This is a genomic window from Micromonospora salmantinae (assembly GCF_022230905.1).
In the GTDB taxonomy this organism is placed as follows: Bacteria; Actinomycetota; Actinomycetes; order Mycobacteriales; family Micromonosporaceae; genus Micromonospora; species Micromonospora salmantinae.
In genome coordinates, this window is record NZ_JAKKFG010000011.1 from 55853 (window position 1) to 71958 (window position 16106).

Consider the following 16106-nt stretch of genomic DNA (forward strand, 5'->3'; position numbering starts at 1 on the left):
GTCCGGGTGCGGTTAGGCTTCCCCGATGCGCGGAATCCTACTTGCCGGCGGCACCGGGTCCCGGCTCTGGCCGATCACCCGGGCGGTCTCGAAGCAGCTGATGCCGGTCTTCGACAAGCCGATGATCTATTACCCGCTCTCCACCCTGGTGATGTCCGGGGTCCGGGAGATCCTGGTGATCACGACTCCGGACGACCAGGACCAGTTCCGTCGGCTGCTCGGCGACGGCAGCCAGTTCGGGCTGCGGCTGGAGTACGTCAGTCAGGAGCGCCCGGAGGGCATCGCGCAGGCGTTCATCCTCGGCGCGGACTTCATCGGCACCGAGTCGGTGGCGTTGGTCCTCGGCGACAACATCTTCCACGGCGTGGGTCTGGGTCGGCAGCTCGCCGACCACGGTGACCCGGTCGGCGGGCGGGTCTTCGCCTATCAGGTGGCCAACCCGCAGGAGTACGGCGTCGTCGACTTCGACGCCGATGGCCGGGTGCTCTCGATCGAGGAGAAGCCGGCCCGGCCGAAGTCCCGCTACGCGGTGCCCGGCCTCTACTTCTACGACAACCGGGTGGTGGACATCGCCCGCAAGCTCACCCCGAGCGCGCGCGGCGAGCTGGAGATCACGGCGGTCAACGAGGTGTACCGGGAGACCGGAGAGCTGGCGGTCACGGTGCTGGATCGGGGCACCGCCTGGCTGGACACCGGCACGTTCACCTCGATGATGCAGGCCGCCGAGTTCGTCCGGGTGGTCGAGGAGCGGCAGGGTCTCAAGATCGGTTGCGTCGAGGAGGTCGCCTGGCGGGCTGGCCTGATCGACGACGCGCAACTGCGCGCGCTCGCCGAGCCGCTGACCAAGAGCGGTTACGGCAACTACCTGCTCGGTCTGCTCAGCGACAAGGCCGGCGACGATCGGGGTTCCTGGTGAAGATCCGGGAGCTGAGCATCAAGGGCGCCTGGGAGATCACCCCCCAGCAGCACGGCGACCCGCGCGGCATGTTCATGGAGTGGTACCGCTTCGACACGCTCGCCGAGGTGGTGGGGCATCCGCTGCGACTGGCCCAGGCCAACCTGTCGGTGTCCGCGCGTGGCGTGGTGCGCGGCGTCCACTTCGCCGACGTCCCGCCCGGGCAGGCCAAGTACGTCACCTGTGTGCGGGGCGCGGTCCTCGACGTGATCGTGGACCTGCGGGTGGGCTCGCCGACCTTCGGTCGTTGGGAGGGCGTCCGGCTGGACGACACCGACCGTCGGGCGGTCTACCTCAGCGAAGGGCTGGGGCACGGGTTCTGCGCGTTGACCGACGACGCGACGTTGAGCTATCTCTGCTCGGCCACCTACAACCCGACCGGCGAGCACGCGGTGCACCCGCTGGACGAGGAGTTGGGCATCGAGTGGCCCGCCGACGTTCCATTGCTGTCCGCGCGCGACGACGCGGCGCCGACTCTGGCGCAGGCCCGCGAGCGGGGCCTGCTTCCGGAGTACGACAGCTGCCGGCGGTTCGTGGCGAGTCTCGGTCCGGACGGAATGTCGCACTCAACCGGTATGTGACCGCGCTCGGGGCACGACCTGTGGTCTGACAGTGACGAACCGGGCCTCCGGGCGGCTAATGTCACACCATGGAGCGGCGAATCTTCGGCCTCGAGACCGAGTACGGCGTCACCTGCACCTATCGCGGGCAGCGGCGGCTGTCCCCGGACGAGGTCGCGCGGTATCTGTTCCGTCGCGTGGTGTCCTGGGGCCGGTCGAGCAATGTCTTCCTGCGCAATGGGGCCCGGCTCTACCTGGACGTCGGGTCGCATCCGGAGTACGCGACACCGGAGTGCGACTCGGTGACCGATCTCGTCGCCCACGACCGGGCCGGCGAGCGGATCCTGGAAGGGCTGCTCGTCGACGCGGAGAAGCGGCTGCACGACGAGGGCATCGCGGGTGAGATCTACCTGTTCAAGAACAACACCGATTCGGCCGGCAACTCGTACGGCTGCCACGAGAACTACCTGGTCTCCCGGCACGGCGAGTTCGGCCGGCTCGCCGACGTGCTCATCCCGTTCCTGGTCACCCGGCAGTTGATCTGCGGGGCCGGCAAGGTTCTGCAAACCCCACGCGGCGCGGTCTACTGCCTCTCGCAGCGGGCCGAGCACATCTGGGAGGGCGTCTCCTCGGCGACCACCCGCAGCCGCCCGATCATCAACACCCGCGACGAGCCGCACGCTGACGCCGAGCGCTACCGGCGGCTGCACGTGATCGTCGGCGACTCCAACATGAACGAGGTCACCACGCTGCTCAAGGTCGGCACCGCCGACATCGTGCTGCGGATGATCGAGGCCGGGGTGGTGATGCGCGACCTGTCCCTGGAGAACCCGATCCGGGCCATCCGGGAGGTGTCGCACGACATCACCGGCCGGCGCAAGGTGCGGCTGGCCAACGGCAAGGAGGTCAGCGCCCTGGACATCCAGCAGGAGTACCTCGCCAAGGCCACCGAGTTCGTCGAGCGACGCGGCGGCGACCAGGCCGCCAAGCGGGTCGTCGAGCTGTGGGGCCGGGTGCTCAACGCGGTGGAGAGCGGCGATCTGGAGCCGGTCTCCCGGGAGATCGACTGGGTCAGCAAGCTGCGGCTGATCGAGCGCTACCAGCGCAAGCACGACCTGCCGCTGTCGCACCCCCGGGTGGCGCAGATGGATCTGGCCTACCACGACGTGCGCCGCGGCCGGGGCCTCTACGGGCTCCTGGAGCGCCGCGGCGACGTCGACCGGGTGGCCACCGATCCGGAGATCTTCGAGGCCAAGGAGACCCCGCCGCAGACCACCCGGGCCCGGCTGCGGGGCGAGTTCATCAGGCACGCCCAGGAGAAGCGCCGCGACTTCACAGTCGACTGGGTGCACCTGAAGCTCAACGACCAGGCGCAGCGCACAGTGCTCTGCAAGGACCCGTTCCGGGCGTACGACGAGCGGGTGGAGCGACTGATCGCCAGCATGTGACCGGTTCCGGCCCCGTCGGTGCGCTGCGCCGACGGGGCCGGTCAGCCCGGCGCACCGAGCGGTTAAGCTGAGCGCGCCATGACGACTTCTGGACCATCCGACCGCTCCGAGCGCTCCGAGCGCGGCACCGAGCGGCAGAACTGGATCGAACGCCGGCGGGAGAAGATCCGCGCCGAGATCGACCGTAACCGGCGCGGTGAATACACGGTGCCGACGTGGGTGCTGGCCCTGGCGCTGGTGCTCATCGTGGGCGGCTGGCTAGCCCTGATCTTCCTGGCCTAACCCCCCAGCACCCCCACCCCACCCCAGCTCGCGTTGATCATGAAGTTATTGCCATGACACGCCGAGGCGGCGGGCAACAACTTCATGATCAACCGGGTGAGGGCCCGGCCCGAGGGCTGGGTCGGGGGTTAGGGGAGGAGGGTTACCGCGTGGCGGCCGGCGGCGGCTGCCGCCAGGAAGTACGCGTGGTCGGCGTCGAGGCCACGGCCCATGGTGGACAGGGGTACGGCGCTGGCCCGCAGCGCGGCGTCGAGACCGCCGGTGGGCACCCGGACGATCCGGTGCCGGGTCGCCAGGGGCACCAGCGCCGCGTGCACCTCGGCCGCGAGGGGCGGCGCCAGGTCCTCGGGCACCACCAGCTCCGCCGGGGCGAGCGCCACCCGGCCGTACGCGGTGAGGCTGTGGTGTGACACGCCCCGGTGTCGGGGGCGGGGGTCGGCCTCGGAGATGCGCAACGAGCCGACCGGCTTCCCACCCAGCGTGGCGATCGCGTTGACGGCCTCGCCGACGGCGACGCCGGAGAAGCCCCATCGGGTTCCGGTGCCCAGGTTGCCCGGTCCCTGAGCCACGATCGCCACGTCCGCGTGGAGCACGTACCGGGCGGCGAGCAGACCACCGTGCAGGGTGGTGGCCTCCAGGTCGCCACCGAACGCCTGCCCGACGGTGACCGTGCCGGCCAGTTCGGCCCGCAGCCCGTCGAGGGTGCGGGAGAACCAGGCGGGCAGCGCCCCGCCGTCGGTGAGCAGGTACGCCACCCGCGCCTGCGGGGCGTCGGCCCGGATGCCGGCCAGGATCGCCGGGAGCGCCGAGTGCAGGTCGGCGGTGACCACCGGCAGGCCGCCCAGGTCGTCCGCGTCGGCCAGCACGTCGCGGTGCGGAGAGGCCTCCTCGTCGACGCCGAGGAGGATCGGCTGCAACGGCGTGTAGCGGGCCTTGACGAGGTGCCCGGCGTCGCGGGTGTCGGCGACGTCCGGCGGGTCCGGCGGCAGCCGGTCCGGCAGGGCGACCACCAGGGCGTACCCGCCGGTGCCCAACCCCATCAGCAGCGCGCCGGCGTTGAGCAGCACCCGGTCGCCGGGCTCGGGCGTGCCGACCAGCTCCGGGTAGGCCAGCGCCCGCATCCGCGTGCCGTCGGGCAGGTCGACGTCCAGCTCCACCGCCCCGGTCCACTGCCGTCGCAGCGTCGCCACCGTCCCCGTACGCCATCGCACCATGACGGGCACGCTAGCCGCGCGGGCGTGGCGGCCCGCGCCCGGGTGTGGTCAGGTCGGCTCGGGGCCACCGGCGTCCGGGCTCGGCCCGGCCTGGGTGTGCCGGGCGGTGCCGGTGGCGCCCGGCATCGAACGGGTCGGGTCGAGGAAGACGAAGCGGATCTCCGGGTACCGGTCGGTGAGCCGCCGCTCGGCCTCGTCGGCGCTGGCCTCGATCTGCGCGCCGGTGGCCTCGTCGCGGAAGTCGACCTTCGCGGCGACCAGGATGTCCTGTGGGCCGAGCTGCATGGTCAACAGGGTGTCGATGCGCTCCACCTCGGGCAGCCCGGCCAGATCCCGCTCGATCTCGTGGCGCAGCCGCTCCGGGACGGCCCGGCCGACCAGCAGCGACAGGTTGTTGCCGGCGAGGACCCCGGCGACGGTCAGCAGCAGGAGCCCGATCAGGATCGACGCGACGCCGTCCCACACCTCGTCGCCGGTGGCGTGCGACAGGCCGACGCCGAGCCCGGCCAGCACCAGGCCGATCAGGGCCGCGCTGTCCTCCAGGAAGACCGCCTTGACCGTGGTGTCGGCGGTCAGCCGCAGGAACCGCCGGGGCGTGGTCCGCCAGCGTCGCGACTCGCGGCGGACCTGCCGCACCGCCCGGGACAGTGAGATCGACTCGATGACGAACGACACCCCGAGCACGATGTACGAGATGAGGTAGTCGCCGCTGTGCTCGTGCACCAGGATCGTGGTGACGCCGTGGGTGACGGCGAAACCGGCGCCGGCGACGAACGTGAACATGGCGGCGAAGAACGCCCAGACGTAGCTTTCCTTGCCGTACCCGAAGGGGTGTCGCTGGTCGGCCGGGCGGGCGCCGCGGCGCAGCGCCTGGAAGAGCAGCACCTCGGTGGTCGTGTCGGCGATCGAGTGCGCCGCCTCGGAGAGCATCGCGGCTGATCCGGAGATCAGCCCGGCGATCAGCTTGGCGACCGCGATGGCGAGGTTGGCGGCGCCGGCGACGACGACCGTGCCGACGCTCTCACTCTCGGGCCTGGCCTCCGCCTGCGACATGAGGATCACCCTATGACCGCCGACGGCGACGCGCCGGAGGAGGCCCGATCCGAACAAGTGTGCGGCACGCCCGCGTGGGTGCACGGTGTGGGCGGGTCGGCTGCTAGCGTCTACCGCGTGTCGCGGACCCGCACCGAACGCCTGGTCAACCTGGTGATCTGCCTCCTGTCCACGCGACGGTTCCTGACCGCCGCGCAGATCGCCGCGACCGTGCCCGGTTACGAGCACGATCCGGACGACGCGCGCGACCACGAGGCGTTCCAGCGCAAGTTCGAGCGGGACAAGGCCGAGCTGCGTGAGCTGGGTGTGCCACTGGAGACCGGCACGGCGAGCGCCTTCGACGCCGAGCCCGGCTACCGGATCGCCCACCGCGAGTACGCGCTGCCCGACATCCTCCTCGAACCGGACGAGGCAGCAGCGGTCGGCATCGCCGCCCGGCTGTGGCAGCACGCCGGGTTGGCCGCCGCCGCGTCGTCCGGGCTGGCCAAGCTGCGTGCCGCCGGGGTGGACGTGGACCCGCAGGCGACCCTCGGCCTGGAGCCGATGGTCACTGTCGACCCGGCGTTCGCGCCGCTGACCGCCGCCGCCCGGGACCGCCGCGAGGTGGGGTTCGACTACCGGGTGCCCGACCGCGACGCGCCCAGCCGGCGGCGGCTGCAACCGTGGGGCGTGGTCTGCTGGCGCGGACGGTGGTATGTGGTCGGCCACGACCAGGACCGGGAGGCGACCCGCTGCTTCCGGTTGTCCCGGGTCGTCGGCGCGGTCCGGGTGACCGGCGCCCCCGGCGCGTACGAGCCGCCGGCCAACGTCGACCTGATCAGCCACGTGGCCCGCTGGTCGGGTCCGGTGGAGCGCACCGGTCGGGCCACAGTGCTGGCCGCGCCCGGGCGGGCCGCCGGGCTGCGCCGCTGGGCGGTGGAGGTGACCGCCGGGCCGGACGGCGACCGCCTGGTCCTGCCGTACGCCGACCCGGACGGGCTGGCCGGTCATCTCGTCGGCTACGGCCCGGACGTGCGGGTCCTCGACCCACCGGAGGTCCGCGAGGCGGTCATCCAACGACTCAAGGAGATCGCCGTGCGCCACGACGAGCTGGCCGTCAGCGAGGGTGCCCGGTGACCCGCCCGGCCGCCCGCAACGGTTCCCGCGCGTCCGCCGACCGGCTGGCCCGACTGCTCAACCTGGTGCCCTACCTGCTGGCCCGGCCCGGCATCGAGATCGCCGAGGCGGCCGGTGACCTGGGCGTCACCGAGCGCCAGCTCCGGGAGGACCTGGAGCTGCTCTGGGTGTGCGGGCTGCCCGGGTACGGCCCCGGTGACCTGATCGACATGGCGTTCGACGGTGACCGGGTGACCATCACCTACGACGCCGGCATCGACCGGCCGTTGCGGCTGACCCCCGACGAGGCCCTCGCGCTGGTGGTGGCGCTGCGGATGTTGGCCGAGACGCCCGGGGTGGCCAACCGGGAGGCCGTCGAGCGGGCCCTCGCCAAGATCGAGGCCGCGGGCGACCTGGTGGGCGCGCCGGTGGCGGTCCGGTTGCCCGGGGACACCCGGCGGGTCGAGGCGCTGCGCGCCGCCGTGGAGGGCGGCAAGGCCCTGCGGATCACCTACTACACCGCCGCCCGGGACGAGACCACCGAACGCGTCATCGACCCGCTGCGGATGCTCATGGTCGGCGGCCGGGCGTACGTGGAGGCGTGGTGTCGGCGTGCGGAGGCCGTCCGGCTGTTCCGCGCCGACCGCATCGACGCGGTCACCGAGTTGGACGAGCCGGCCACGGTGCCGCCGCAGGCCGTCCCGCACGACCTCACCGAGGGCGTGTTCCGCCCCTCGGCCGACCTGCCGTTGATCACCCTGCGCATCGGCCGGGGCGAGCGGTGGATCACCGAGTACTACCCGTGCGAGCGGGTGGAGGCCGGCGACGGCGACCAGTGGCTCGTCTCCCTGCGGGTCACCGACCTGGGGTGGGCCCGCCGGTTCGTGCTGGGCCTCGGCCCGGAGGTGACTGTGGTCGCCCCGGTCGAGTTGGCCGAGCAGGTGCGGGCGACGGCGGCCGCCGCGCTGGACGCGTACGCCGTGCCCGCGCCCACGGCCGTGCCCCGGCCGCCCGCGGTCGACCCGGCGCGCGCGCCGTCGGGTGACCCGGCGGTGGCCGGCCGCACCCAGTAGGCTGACCGCCGTGCTGATCTGGATCGTGCTCGCGGTGGTGCTGCTACCCCTCGTGGCGCTCGCGTTGGCCGTGCGCCCGGTGCTCGCCCGGCTGCCCCGACTGCGCCGCGCCGCCGTGGCGTTGCAGCGGCGGGCCGTCGAGGCCGAGGCGCTGCGGGACACCGCCGAGGCGCTGCAACAGCGTGCCGAGGAAGTCCAACGTCGGCTCGACACCACCTCCCGGCGACTCGCGGTGATCAAGGCCAAGCGCGGCTGATCGGGCACGCAGCCGGCGGCGGTTGACGGATCATCGCGGGTTGGTCAAGACTTCACCCTCCCGCCCAGACCACCACCACCCAGTGGGTGGCGGGCAGCCGATCCGCACGTACGATGGGCTGCGTACCACCCCCCGGACACAGAGCGACTGGAGCTTCTCATGGGTGCCCTCAAGCCGTGGCACATCGCTGTTCTCGTGGTTGTGCTGATCCTGCTCTTCGGTGCGAAGCGGCTCCCCGACGCGGCCCGTTCGCTGGGTCGGTCGCTGCGGATCATCAAGGCCGAGACCAAGAGCCTGCAGGACGACGACCGCGACCTCGCCGAGAAGGCCGACGCGCAGGCCGGCTACCAGCCGCTGCCGCCGCACGCCGGGCAGCAGGCGCCGTACGCTGGCCAGCCGCAGCAGGCCCCGTACCAGCAGGCGCCGCCGCAGCAGCCGGTCGTCGACCCGGTGCACCGCGTCCGCGACAACTGACCGAAGGGCCCCACTCCCGTGGCCTTCGCACTGCGTAAACGCGGCTCGAGCACCTTCGAGCGGGCCGCCGACGGCTCGATGACGCTCATCGAGCACGTTCGCGAACTGCGCAACCGGCTCTTCCGCGCGTCGCTCGCGATCATGATCGGCTTCGGCTTCGGCATCTGGTTGGCCGAGCCGGTCCGGATCCTGCTGTCGAAGCCGTACTGCGACCTGCCGGGGTCGGTCGACCCGGAGACCAACAAGTGCCTCTTCGTTCAGCTCGGCCCGGCCGACCTGTTCCTGCTGAACCTGAAGATCGGCCTGTGGGTGGGCCTGATCATCGCGGCGCCGATCTGGCTCTATCAACTCTGGGCGTTCATCGCGCCTGGTCTGCACCGGCACGAGCGGCGCTACGCCTACGCCTTCACCGCCTTGGCGGCGCCGCTCTTCGCAGCCGGCGCGGTGCTGGCGTTCTTCGTCACCGCCAAGGGCCTCGAGTTCCTGATGAACGTGTCCGGCGACGACATCTCGACCACCCTGGAAGTCACCCGGTACATCTCCTTCGTCACCAACCTGATCCTGTTGTTCGGGGTGGCCTTCGAGTTCCCGTTGATCGTGCTGATGCTCAACTTCGTGGGCATCGCCAGCGCGAAACGGTTGCTCAGCTGGTGGCGGGTGGCGATCTTCGTGTTCTTCGCCTTCGCCGCCGTGGTCACTCCCACCCCTGATCCGTTCGGGATGACCGCTCTGGCGCTCTGCCTGTCCGCGCTCTACTTCGCCGCGGTCGGTGTCGCGTTCCTCAACGATCGGCGGCGTGGGCGGGGCAAGGAGGTCTACGCCGGCATCGACGACGACGAGGTGTCGCCGTTGGAGTTCGACGCGGACCCGGTCGTGGCGGGGCAGCGGGTCGACTCGGCAGCGCCGATCGGCGTACCCGAACCGGTCGCCCCACCGGCGCCGATCGAACGCCGCTACGACGACATGACCTGACGGCCCCGCGCCGACCGGTCCACCGACGCCGTCCCCGTTCACCGGGGGCGGCGTCGTCGCGTCACCTGGCGCGTCGGCGGCGCAACTGATGGTGACGGCACCCGCCCCTGGTGAACGGCGGGTGTCCGACCGGTACGGTGCTGCCCGTGACCGCAGACGATCACCTGCCCGGCCCGGTCGCCGTGCTCGCCAACCCGACCGCCGGCCGTGGACGGCACCGCGCGTTGCTGCCCCGGTTGCTGGACGGCTTGGCCGCCGCCGGGCGGCCGATCCGGTTGCTGCCGGCGTCGAGCCCCGCCGAGGCGGAGGCGGCGTGCCGGACCGCCGTCGCCGACGGTGCTGGCGCGCTCGTGGCGGTCGGTGGGGACGGCACCGTGCACCGGGCGTTGCAGGCGGTCGCCGGGACCGCCGTGCCGTTCGGCCCGATCCCGGCCGGCACCGGCAACGACTTCGCCCTGGACACCGGCTTCCCGGCCGACCCTCTCGCCGCGGCGGCGGTGATCGCCGAGGCGGTGCGTGACGGTCGCAGTCAACCGGTCGACCTGGCCCGGATGGTCGGGGTCGACGGCGTCGAGCGCTGGTACGGGGCGGTCCTCGCGGCCGGGTTCGACGCGATCGTCAACGAGCGGGCCAACCGGATGCGCTGGCCCCGTGGCCCGCGCCGATATGATCTGGCGATCCTGGTCGAGCTGGCCCGGCTACGCCCACGCCGCTACACGCTGCGCCTCGACGGGGTGTCACACGACCTGGACGCGGTGCTCGTGGCGGTGGGCAACTGTCCCACGTACGGCGGTGGGATGCGGATCTGCCCCGACGCGGACCCGACCGACGGACTGCTCGACGTGGTGGTGGCGGGTCGGGTCAACCGGCGGACCCTGGTCCGGGTGAAGCCGCGCATCTACCAGGGCACCCACGTCAGCCACCCGCTGGTGCGCAGTTTCCGGGCCCGCACCGTGGAGTTGGCCGCCGAGGGCATCACCTCGTACGCCGACGGGGAACGCTCCCTGAGGCTGCCGGTGACGATCAGCGCGGTTCCGGGTGCCCTGCGGCTGCTGCGTTGACCCGTACCGCGCCGATGCTGGCGGCGATGACCAGCACGATGGCGGCGCATTCCAGCACTGTCAGCGCCTGCCGCAGCACCAGCCACCCGGCGAGCGTGGCGACGGCCGGGCCGAGGCTCATCAGCACCGCGAAGGTGGCGGTGGGCATCCGCCGTAGCGCCAGCAGTTCCAGGGTGTAGGGCAGCCCGGAGGCGAGCACCGCGAGGGCGGCGCCGAGCGCCAGCACCGGCGGGTCGAGCAGTACCGCGCCGCCGTCGACGATGCCCAGCGGCAGGGTGACCAGCGCGGCGACGGCCAGCGCCAGGGCCAGCCCGTCCGCGCCGGGGAAGCGGCCGCCGACCCGGGCGCTCAGCACGATGTACGCGGCCCACATGGCGCCCGCGCCGAACGCGAAGGCCACTCCGACCGGGTCCAGCCGGTCGAAGCCGCCCTGCCCGAGCAGCGCGACCCCGGCCAGTGCGAGACCCGCCCAGCCCCAGCTGGCCAGTCGGCGGGCGGAGAACACCGACAGGGCGAGGGGGCCGAGCACCTCGAGCGTCACCGCCGGGCCCAACGGGATGCGTTCGATGGCCTGGTAGAACAGCGAGTTCATGCCGGCCAGCGCGAGCCCGAACGCGCCGGCCGCGAGCCAGGCCGACCGGTCGTGTCCGCGCAGTCGGGGCCGGCACACGACGAGTAACAGCACCGCCGAGATGGTCAGCCGCAGGGTCACCGCGCCGGCCACCCCGGTACGCGGGAAGAGCAACGCGGCCACGGCGGAGCCGAACTGCACCGACAGGGCCCCGCCGAGCACCAGCCCCACGGCGGTGACGCCACCGCGTCGGGCGGGTGGCGTGTCGGCCGGCGCCGTCGTGGGCAGCAGGATCTCGGTCACGGGCACGACGGTAGGGCGTCCGCCCTGGCCAACCTGCGGCGGTGTCCACCGGCGTGGCCGAGGCAACCGCCGGTCAGCCTGGCAGGGCGAGGTCGAGCACAGCGCCCAGCCCGTTCTCCCGGCCCGGCTCGGCCGCCGGGAGCACCAGCACCGAGCAGCCGGCGGCCACCGCGCCCGCGTCCGCCGGGGAGTCACCGACCATCAGGGTCTGCTCCGGGTCGACGCCCAGCATGCCGCAGGCACGCCAGAAGATCGCCGGGTCGGGTTTGCAGCGCCCCACCTCGTAGGAGAGCACGAACGCGCCGACCAGGTCGGTCAGCCCCCAGGTGTCGAAGTGCGGCCGCAGGTCGAAGCCGATGTTGCTGACCACCGCCACCGGCACCCCGGCGTCGCGCAGCGCGGTCAGCGTGGGCGCGGTGTCGGCGTACGGCAGCCAACCCTCCGTGGTCAGCAGCCGCTCGTAGAGCGCGTCGGCGAAGCCGTCGATGCCGGCGTCGACGGTCTCGGCCAGCCCGGTGTACGCGCCCCGGTGGGCGTGTTGGTAGAGGTCCCGGTCGGCCCACAGTTCGGCGAGTCGGGGCGGCACCCGTGCCGGCAGTGGCCCGCCGGCGCGGCCGGCGGTCAGCAGGCGGTCGGCCAGCGAGGTGGCGCGGACCCGGTCCAGGGTGACGCCGCAGGCCGCCGCGGCCTCCAGCACCCACCGCTGGGGGTCCTCCACCTGGGCGAGGGTGCCGTGGAAGTCGAAGAGCACCGCCTTGACAGGGCGTCGGGACGCCCGGCGGGCGGCGGGCGCCTCAGCGGTGCCCGGCGGACTGGTCTGGGGCGGTTCGGCATGGTCCGGCACGCCGTGCACCCTACCGACCGCCCCCGACCGTGCCTCCGGACGGCCTTGTGGGGTGACATGACTCGGCACGCACTAATCTTGGTGCCATGTCGAGCCCCGCCGAGCGGTACGCAGCGGCGCGCCGCAAGGCCGCACAAGCCGCACAGTTTCCGGCGTTGGACGAGTTCGCCCTCGAGTTGGGGTTCGACCTCGACGACTTCCAGCGGGAGGCGTGCCAGTCGTTGGAGCGGGGCAGCGGTGTGCTGGTCTGCGCTCCCACCGGCGCCGGTAAGACGGTGGTGGGGGAGTTCGCCGTCCACCTGGCGTTGCGGGGGCGGCCCGACGACCCGGTGCCCGACGTCGACGCGACGACCCCACCGGCGCGGCGCAAGTGCTTCTACACCACGCCGATCAAGGCGCTGTCCAACCAGAAGTACCACGATCTGGTCGCCCGGTACGGCGCCGAGCAGGTCGGCCTGCTGACCGGCGACAACGCGATCAACGGCGACGCGCCGGTGGTGGTGATGACCACCGAGGTGCTGCGCAACATGCTCTACGCGGGCTCCAGCACGCTGCAGGGCCTCGCGTACGTGGTGATGGACGAGGTGCACTACCTGGCCGACCGGTTCCGCGGTGGGGTCTGGGAAGAGGTGATCATTCACCTGCCCGCCTCTGTCACCCTGGTCTCGTTGTCGGCGACCGTCTCCAACGCCGAGGAGTTCGCCGACTGGCTGGTCACCGTGCGCGGCGAGACCGCCGTGGTGGTCAGCGAGCACCGGCCGGTGCCGTTGTGGCAGCACATGCTGGTCGGCAAGCGGATGTTCGACCTGTTCCACGACGCCGACGCCGCCCGTAAGCACGACGTGCACCCGGAGTTGCTGCGCTACACCCGGGAGACCGCGCGGCGGCTGGAGTTGGGTGAGGGGCGCAGCGCGGGGCCCGGTGCCGGCCGGCGTGGCCCGCGCTGGCGTGGCCCGTTACGCCCGGACATCGTCGACCGGCTGGACCGGGAGGGTCTGCTACCGGCGATCCTGTTCATCTTCAGCCGGGCCGGTTGCGCCGCCGCGGTGCAGCAGTGTCTCGCCGCCGGGCTGCGGCTCACCTCGGCGGAGGAGCGGGCCGAGATCCGCCGGGTCGTCGAGTCGCGGGTCACCGCCATTCCCGGCGAGGACCTGTCGGTCCTGGGCTACTGGGAGTGGCTGGACGGCCTGGAACGCGGCCTGGCCGCCCACCACGCCGGCATGCTGCCCGTGTTCAAGGAGATCGTCGAGGAGTTGTTCGTCCGCGGCCTGGTCAAGGCGGTCTTCGCCACCGAGACGCTGGCGTTGGGCATCAACATGCCGGCCCGCTGCGTGGTGCTGGAACGGCTGGTCAAGTACAACGGCGAGGCGCACGTCGACCTGACCCCGGGGGAGTACACCCAGCTCACCGGGCGTGCCGGCCGCCGAGGCATCGATGTGGAGGGGCACGCCGTCGTGGTGTGGTCCCCGGAGACCGACCCACGGCAGGTGGCCGGGCTGGCGTCCACCCGCACCTATCCGCTGCGCTCCAGTTTCCGGCCGTCGTACAACATGGCGGTGAACCTGGTCGGCACCGTCGGCGCGGAGCCGGCTCGGGCGCTGCTGGAGTCCTCGTTCGCCCAGTTCCAGGCGGACCGGTCGGTGGTCGGCCTGGCCCGGCAGGTGCAGCGCAACACCGAGACCATCGAGGCGTACGGCGCGGAGGCCGCCTGCCATCACGGCGACTTCGACGAGTACTTCGCGCTGCGGGTGGCGATCGCCGACCGGGAGAAGGCGATCGCCCGGCAGGGGCAGACCCAGCGCAAGGCCGCGGCGGTGGCGTCGTTGGAGCGGCTGCGGGTCGGCGACGTGATCCGGGTGCCGTCGGGCCGGCGGGCCGGGCTGGCCGTGGTGCTGGACCCGGCGACCGGTGGGTTCGGTGAGCCCCGGCCGCTGGTGCTCACCCAGGACCGGTGGGCCGGGCGGGTCAGCCCCGGTGACTTCACCACCCCGGCCGAGGTGTTGGCCCGGATCCGGGTGCCCAAGCACTTCAACCACCGGTCTCCGGGTGCCCGGCGGGATCTCGCCGCCGAGGTCAGCGGCACCGGTCTGGATCGGCACGGTGGCCGACGCGGGGGCCGTTCCCGGCAGGTGACCGGCGAGGACCACCAGATCACCCAGCTCCGCACCGAGCTGCGTCACCACCCCTGCCACGCCTGCCCGGAGCGGGAGGAGCACGCCCGCTGGGCGGAGCGGCGTCGGCGGCTGGAGCGCGACACCGAGGAGCTGCGCGAGCGCGTCAGTGGTCGTACGGGTTCCCTCGCGCGAACGTTCGACCGGATCGTGGCGCTGCTGACCGAGCGTGGCTACCTCGCCCGCGACGGCGCGGTCACCGACGCCGGTCGGATGCTGGGCCGGATCTGGACCGAGGCGGATCTGCTGGTCGCCGAGTGCCTGCGCCGGGGGGTGTGGAACGGGTTGTCCCCGGCCGAGTTGGCCGCCGCGGTGTCAGTGGTGGTGTTCGAGGCGCGCCGCGATGTCGACGAGCGGGCGTCGCTGCCGCGCGGGCCGGTGGCCGACGCGGTGGACGAGACGTTGAAGCTGTGGGGGGAGATCGAGGCCGACGAGGCGGCGCGGGGGCTGACGGCGACCCGGGAGCCGGATCTCGGTTTCGCCTGGCCCGTCTACCGGTGGGCCAGGGGCGAGGCGCTGGCCAAGGTGCTCGGCAGCGGTCACGAGATCGATGGTGAGATGCCCGCCGGTGACTTCGTCCGGTGGGCCCGACAGGTCGTCGACCTGCTCGGTCAGATTGCCGACTCTGGCGGTGCCACAACGGAGCTGCGGTCGACGGCCCGACAGGCTATAGCGGCAGTCAATCGAGGTGTTCTCGCGTACCACACGTCAGCCTGACAATTACGCTCAGTCATTTTTGGCGGCCGAATCGACGCAGCGGACGGTCACCGCCGCGGCACCCCGCGATTAGCCCGGGGGGCACTGTTGCGCCTGATCACAGCACCCCTGATCATTGCCGAGGCGTCTTGTTGACGCGTCGGTAACGAATGGGGAGAAAGCCGCCGTGGCGGAGATCAATCACTTTGAGTACGGTTGGATCACGCCCGCGCTGAGCTACGCGCTGTCCGTGCTCGGTTCGATCCTCGGTCTGGTCTGCGCCGGGCGCATCCGCACGGCCCGCACGAACGGCCAGCGGGCGTGGTGGGGTCTGCTGTCGGCCTGGGCGCTGGGCGGCACCGCCATCTGGGCGATGCACTTCATGGCCATGCTCGGCTTCGCCGTGGAGAACACCCGGATCCGTTACGACGTGCCGCTGACCGCGGCCAGCACGGCCATCGCCGTGGTGGCGGTCGGTATCGGCCTGGCCATCGTGGGCACCGGCCGGCTGAATCCGGTACGCCTGATCGCCGCAGGTATCTTCACCGGCGCCGGCGTGGCCTCCATGCACTACACCGGCATGGCCGCCATGCGCCTCAACGGCAGCCTCGGCTACGACACGGGCCGGGTCGTGCTCTCGGTGGTCATCGCCGTGGTGGCGTCCACCGTCGCGCTGTGGCTCGCGATGACCGTCCGGCGGGGGTTGGCGATCTTCGCCTCCGCGCTGGTCATGGGGATCGCCGTGAACGGGATGCACTTCACCGGCATGAGCGCCCTGTCGGTGCACCGCCACGAACGGACGGGTGAGGTGACCGGCGCCGGGGTGAGCACCCTGCTGGTGCCGATCGTGCTGGCGGTGGTCTTCGGGGTCGTCGGTCTGCTCTACGCGCTGCTCGCCGCTCCGACCGATGACGACCGGGCCGCCACCGCGTACCTGGACGAGCGGCGGCTCTCGGAGCCGGCGGCCCCGGCGCCCACCGCTGCTCCCGACCCGGTCGGGTTACGCGCCCGCTCCACCCTCGGCCAGCCCGGCACTCCGTTCCCGTCCCGCCGGGACACGCCGCCGCGCTGACGCCGT

Annotated in this window: 16 protein-coding genes; 12 read left to right on the forward strand and 4 right to left on the reverse strand. The window is 72.4% G+C overall.

The genetic code is table 11. The features are described from left to right. The first annotated feature begins 25 nt into the window (after nucleotides 1-25). The 4 genes from rfbA (at nucleotide 26) to PSH03_RS09110 (ending at nucleotide 3245) form a co-directional block, all read left to right on the forward strand. On the forward strand, nucleotides 26-916 hold the full coding sequence (gene rfbA / locus PSH03_RS09095) for a glucose-1-phosphate thymidylyltransferase RfbA (RefSeq protein ID WP_210781721.1): 891 nt from the start codon (nucleotides 26-28) through the stop codon (nucleotides 914-916). Then, complete coding sequence (gene rfbC / locus PSH03_RS09100; RefSeq protein WP_238688845.1) at nucleotides 913-1536, forward strand: dTDP-4-dehydrorhamnose 3,5-epimerase; 624 nt, start codon at nucleotides 913-915, stop codon at nucleotides 1534-1536. The genes rfbA and rfbC overlap by 4 nt, the downstream gene beginning before the upstream one ends. A 68-nt stretch (nucleotides 1537-1604) precedes the next feature. Beyond that, on the forward strand, nucleotides 1605-2963 hold the full coding sequence (gene pafA / locus PSH03_RS09105) for a Pup--protein ligase (protein WP_210781723.1): 1359 nt from the start codon (nucleotides 1605-1607) through the stop codon (nucleotides 2961-2963). Between the two features lie 78 nt (nucleotides 2964-3041). Next, nucleotides 3042-3245, forward strand: a complete 204-nt coding sequence (locus PSH03_RS09110; protein WP_210781724.1) for a hypothetical protein — start codon at nucleotides 3042-3044, stop codon at nucleotides 3243-3245. Nucleotides 3246-3373: 128 nt separating this feature from the next. Here PSH03_RS09110 and PSH03_RS09115 read toward each other — a convergent pair whose 3' ends face one another. Further along, nucleotides 3374-4459: a DUF3866 family protein gene (locus tag PSH03_RS09115; protein ID WP_238688846.1), complete on the reverse strand. Its 1086-nt coding sequence runs from the start codon at nucleotides 4457-4459 to the stop codon at nucleotides 3374-3376. 48 nt (nucleotides 4460-4507) lie between these two features. Next, complete coding sequence (locus PSH03_RS09120; RefSeq protein ID WP_238688847.1) at nucleotides 4508-5512, reverse strand: cation diffusion facilitator family transporter; 1005 nt, start codon at nucleotides 5510-5512, stop codon at nucleotides 4508-4510. A 117-nt stretch (nucleotides 5513-5629) separates the two neighbouring features. On the opposite strand from PSH03_RS09120, the gene PSH03_RS09125 reads away from it, so the two are divergent. From PSH03_RS09125 to PSH03_RS09150, 6 genes are all read left to right on the forward strand, one after another. Continuing rightward, entirely contained in the window at nucleotides 5630-6628 is a 999-nt protein-coding gene (locus PSH03_RS09125) for a helix-turn-helix transcriptional regulator (protein WP_210781727.1), read from the forward strand. Continuing rightward, nucleotides 6625-7680 (forward strand): helix-turn-helix transcriptional regulator, encoded by a 1056-nt coding sequence (locus tag PSH03_RS09130; RefSeq protein WP_210781728.1) that lies wholly within the window; start codon nucleotides 6625-6627, stop codon nucleotides 7678-7680. The genes PSH03_RS09125 and PSH03_RS09130 overlap by 4 nt, the downstream gene beginning before the upstream one ends. Nucleotides 7681-7690: 10 nt before the next feature. Beyond that, nucleotides 7691-7936, forward strand: coding sequence for a hypothetical protein (locus PSH03_RS09135; protein WP_210781729.1), 246 nt, complete (start codon nucleotides 7691-7693; stop codon nucleotides 7934-7936). A gap of 159 nt (nucleotides 7937-8095) precedes the next feature. Further along, a complete protein-coding gene (gene tatA, locus PSH03_RS09140; RefSeq protein ID WP_124855346.1) occupies nucleotides 8096-8410 on the forward strand; it encodes a Sec-independent protein translocase subunit TatA in 315 nt (104 codons plus the stop codon). An 18-nt stretch (nucleotides 8411-8428) separates the two neighbouring features. After that, on the forward strand, nucleotides 8429-9382 hold the full coding sequence (gene tatC, locus PSH03_RS09145; protein WP_210781731.1) for a twin-arginine translocase subunit TatC: 954 nt from the start codon (nucleotides 8429-8431) through the stop codon (nucleotides 9380-9382). 137 nt (nucleotides 9383-9519) lie between these two features. Next, the gene (locus PSH03_RS09150; RefSeq protein WP_210781732.1) at nucleotides 9520-10443 is read left to right on the forward strand and encodes a diacylglycerol kinase; all 924 of its coding nucleotides are present in this window, start codon (nucleotides 9520-9522) and stop codon (nucleotides 10441-10443) included. Here the strand turns inward: PSH03_RS09150 and PSH03_RS09155 are convergent. After that, complete coding sequence (locus PSH03_RS09155; protein WP_238688848.1) at nucleotides 10406-11323, reverse strand: EamA family transporter; 918 nt, start codon at nucleotides 11321-11323, stop codon at nucleotides 10406-10408. The two genes, PSH03_RS09150 and PSH03_RS09155, sit on opposite strands and share 38 nt — an antisense overlap. Before the next feature lie 67 nt (nucleotides 11324-11390). Continuing rightward, nucleotides 11391-12161 carry an HAD family hydrolase gene (locus tag PSH03_RS09160; RefSeq protein ID WP_210781733.1) on the reverse strand — a complete coding sequence of 257 codons (771 nt, stop codon included), beginning with the start codon at nucleotides 12159-12161 and terminating at the stop codon, nucleotides 11391-11393. An 86-nt stretch (nucleotides 12162-12247) separates the two neighbouring features. On the opposite strand from PSH03_RS09160, the gene PSH03_RS09165 reads away from it, so the two are divergent. Then, nucleotides 12248-15049, forward strand: coding sequence for a DEAD/DEAH box helicase (locus PSH03_RS09165; protein ID WP_210781734.1), 2802 nt, complete (start codon nucleotides 12248-12250; stop codon nucleotides 15047-15049). A gap of 166 nt (nucleotides 15050-15215) precedes the next feature. Next, on the forward strand, nucleotides 15216-16100 hold the full coding sequence (locus PSH03_RS09170; protein ID WP_210781735.1) for an MHYT domain-containing protein: 885 nt from the start codon (nucleotides 15216-15218) through the stop codon (nucleotides 16098-16100). Nucleotides 16101-16106 lie beyond the last annotated feature (6 nt).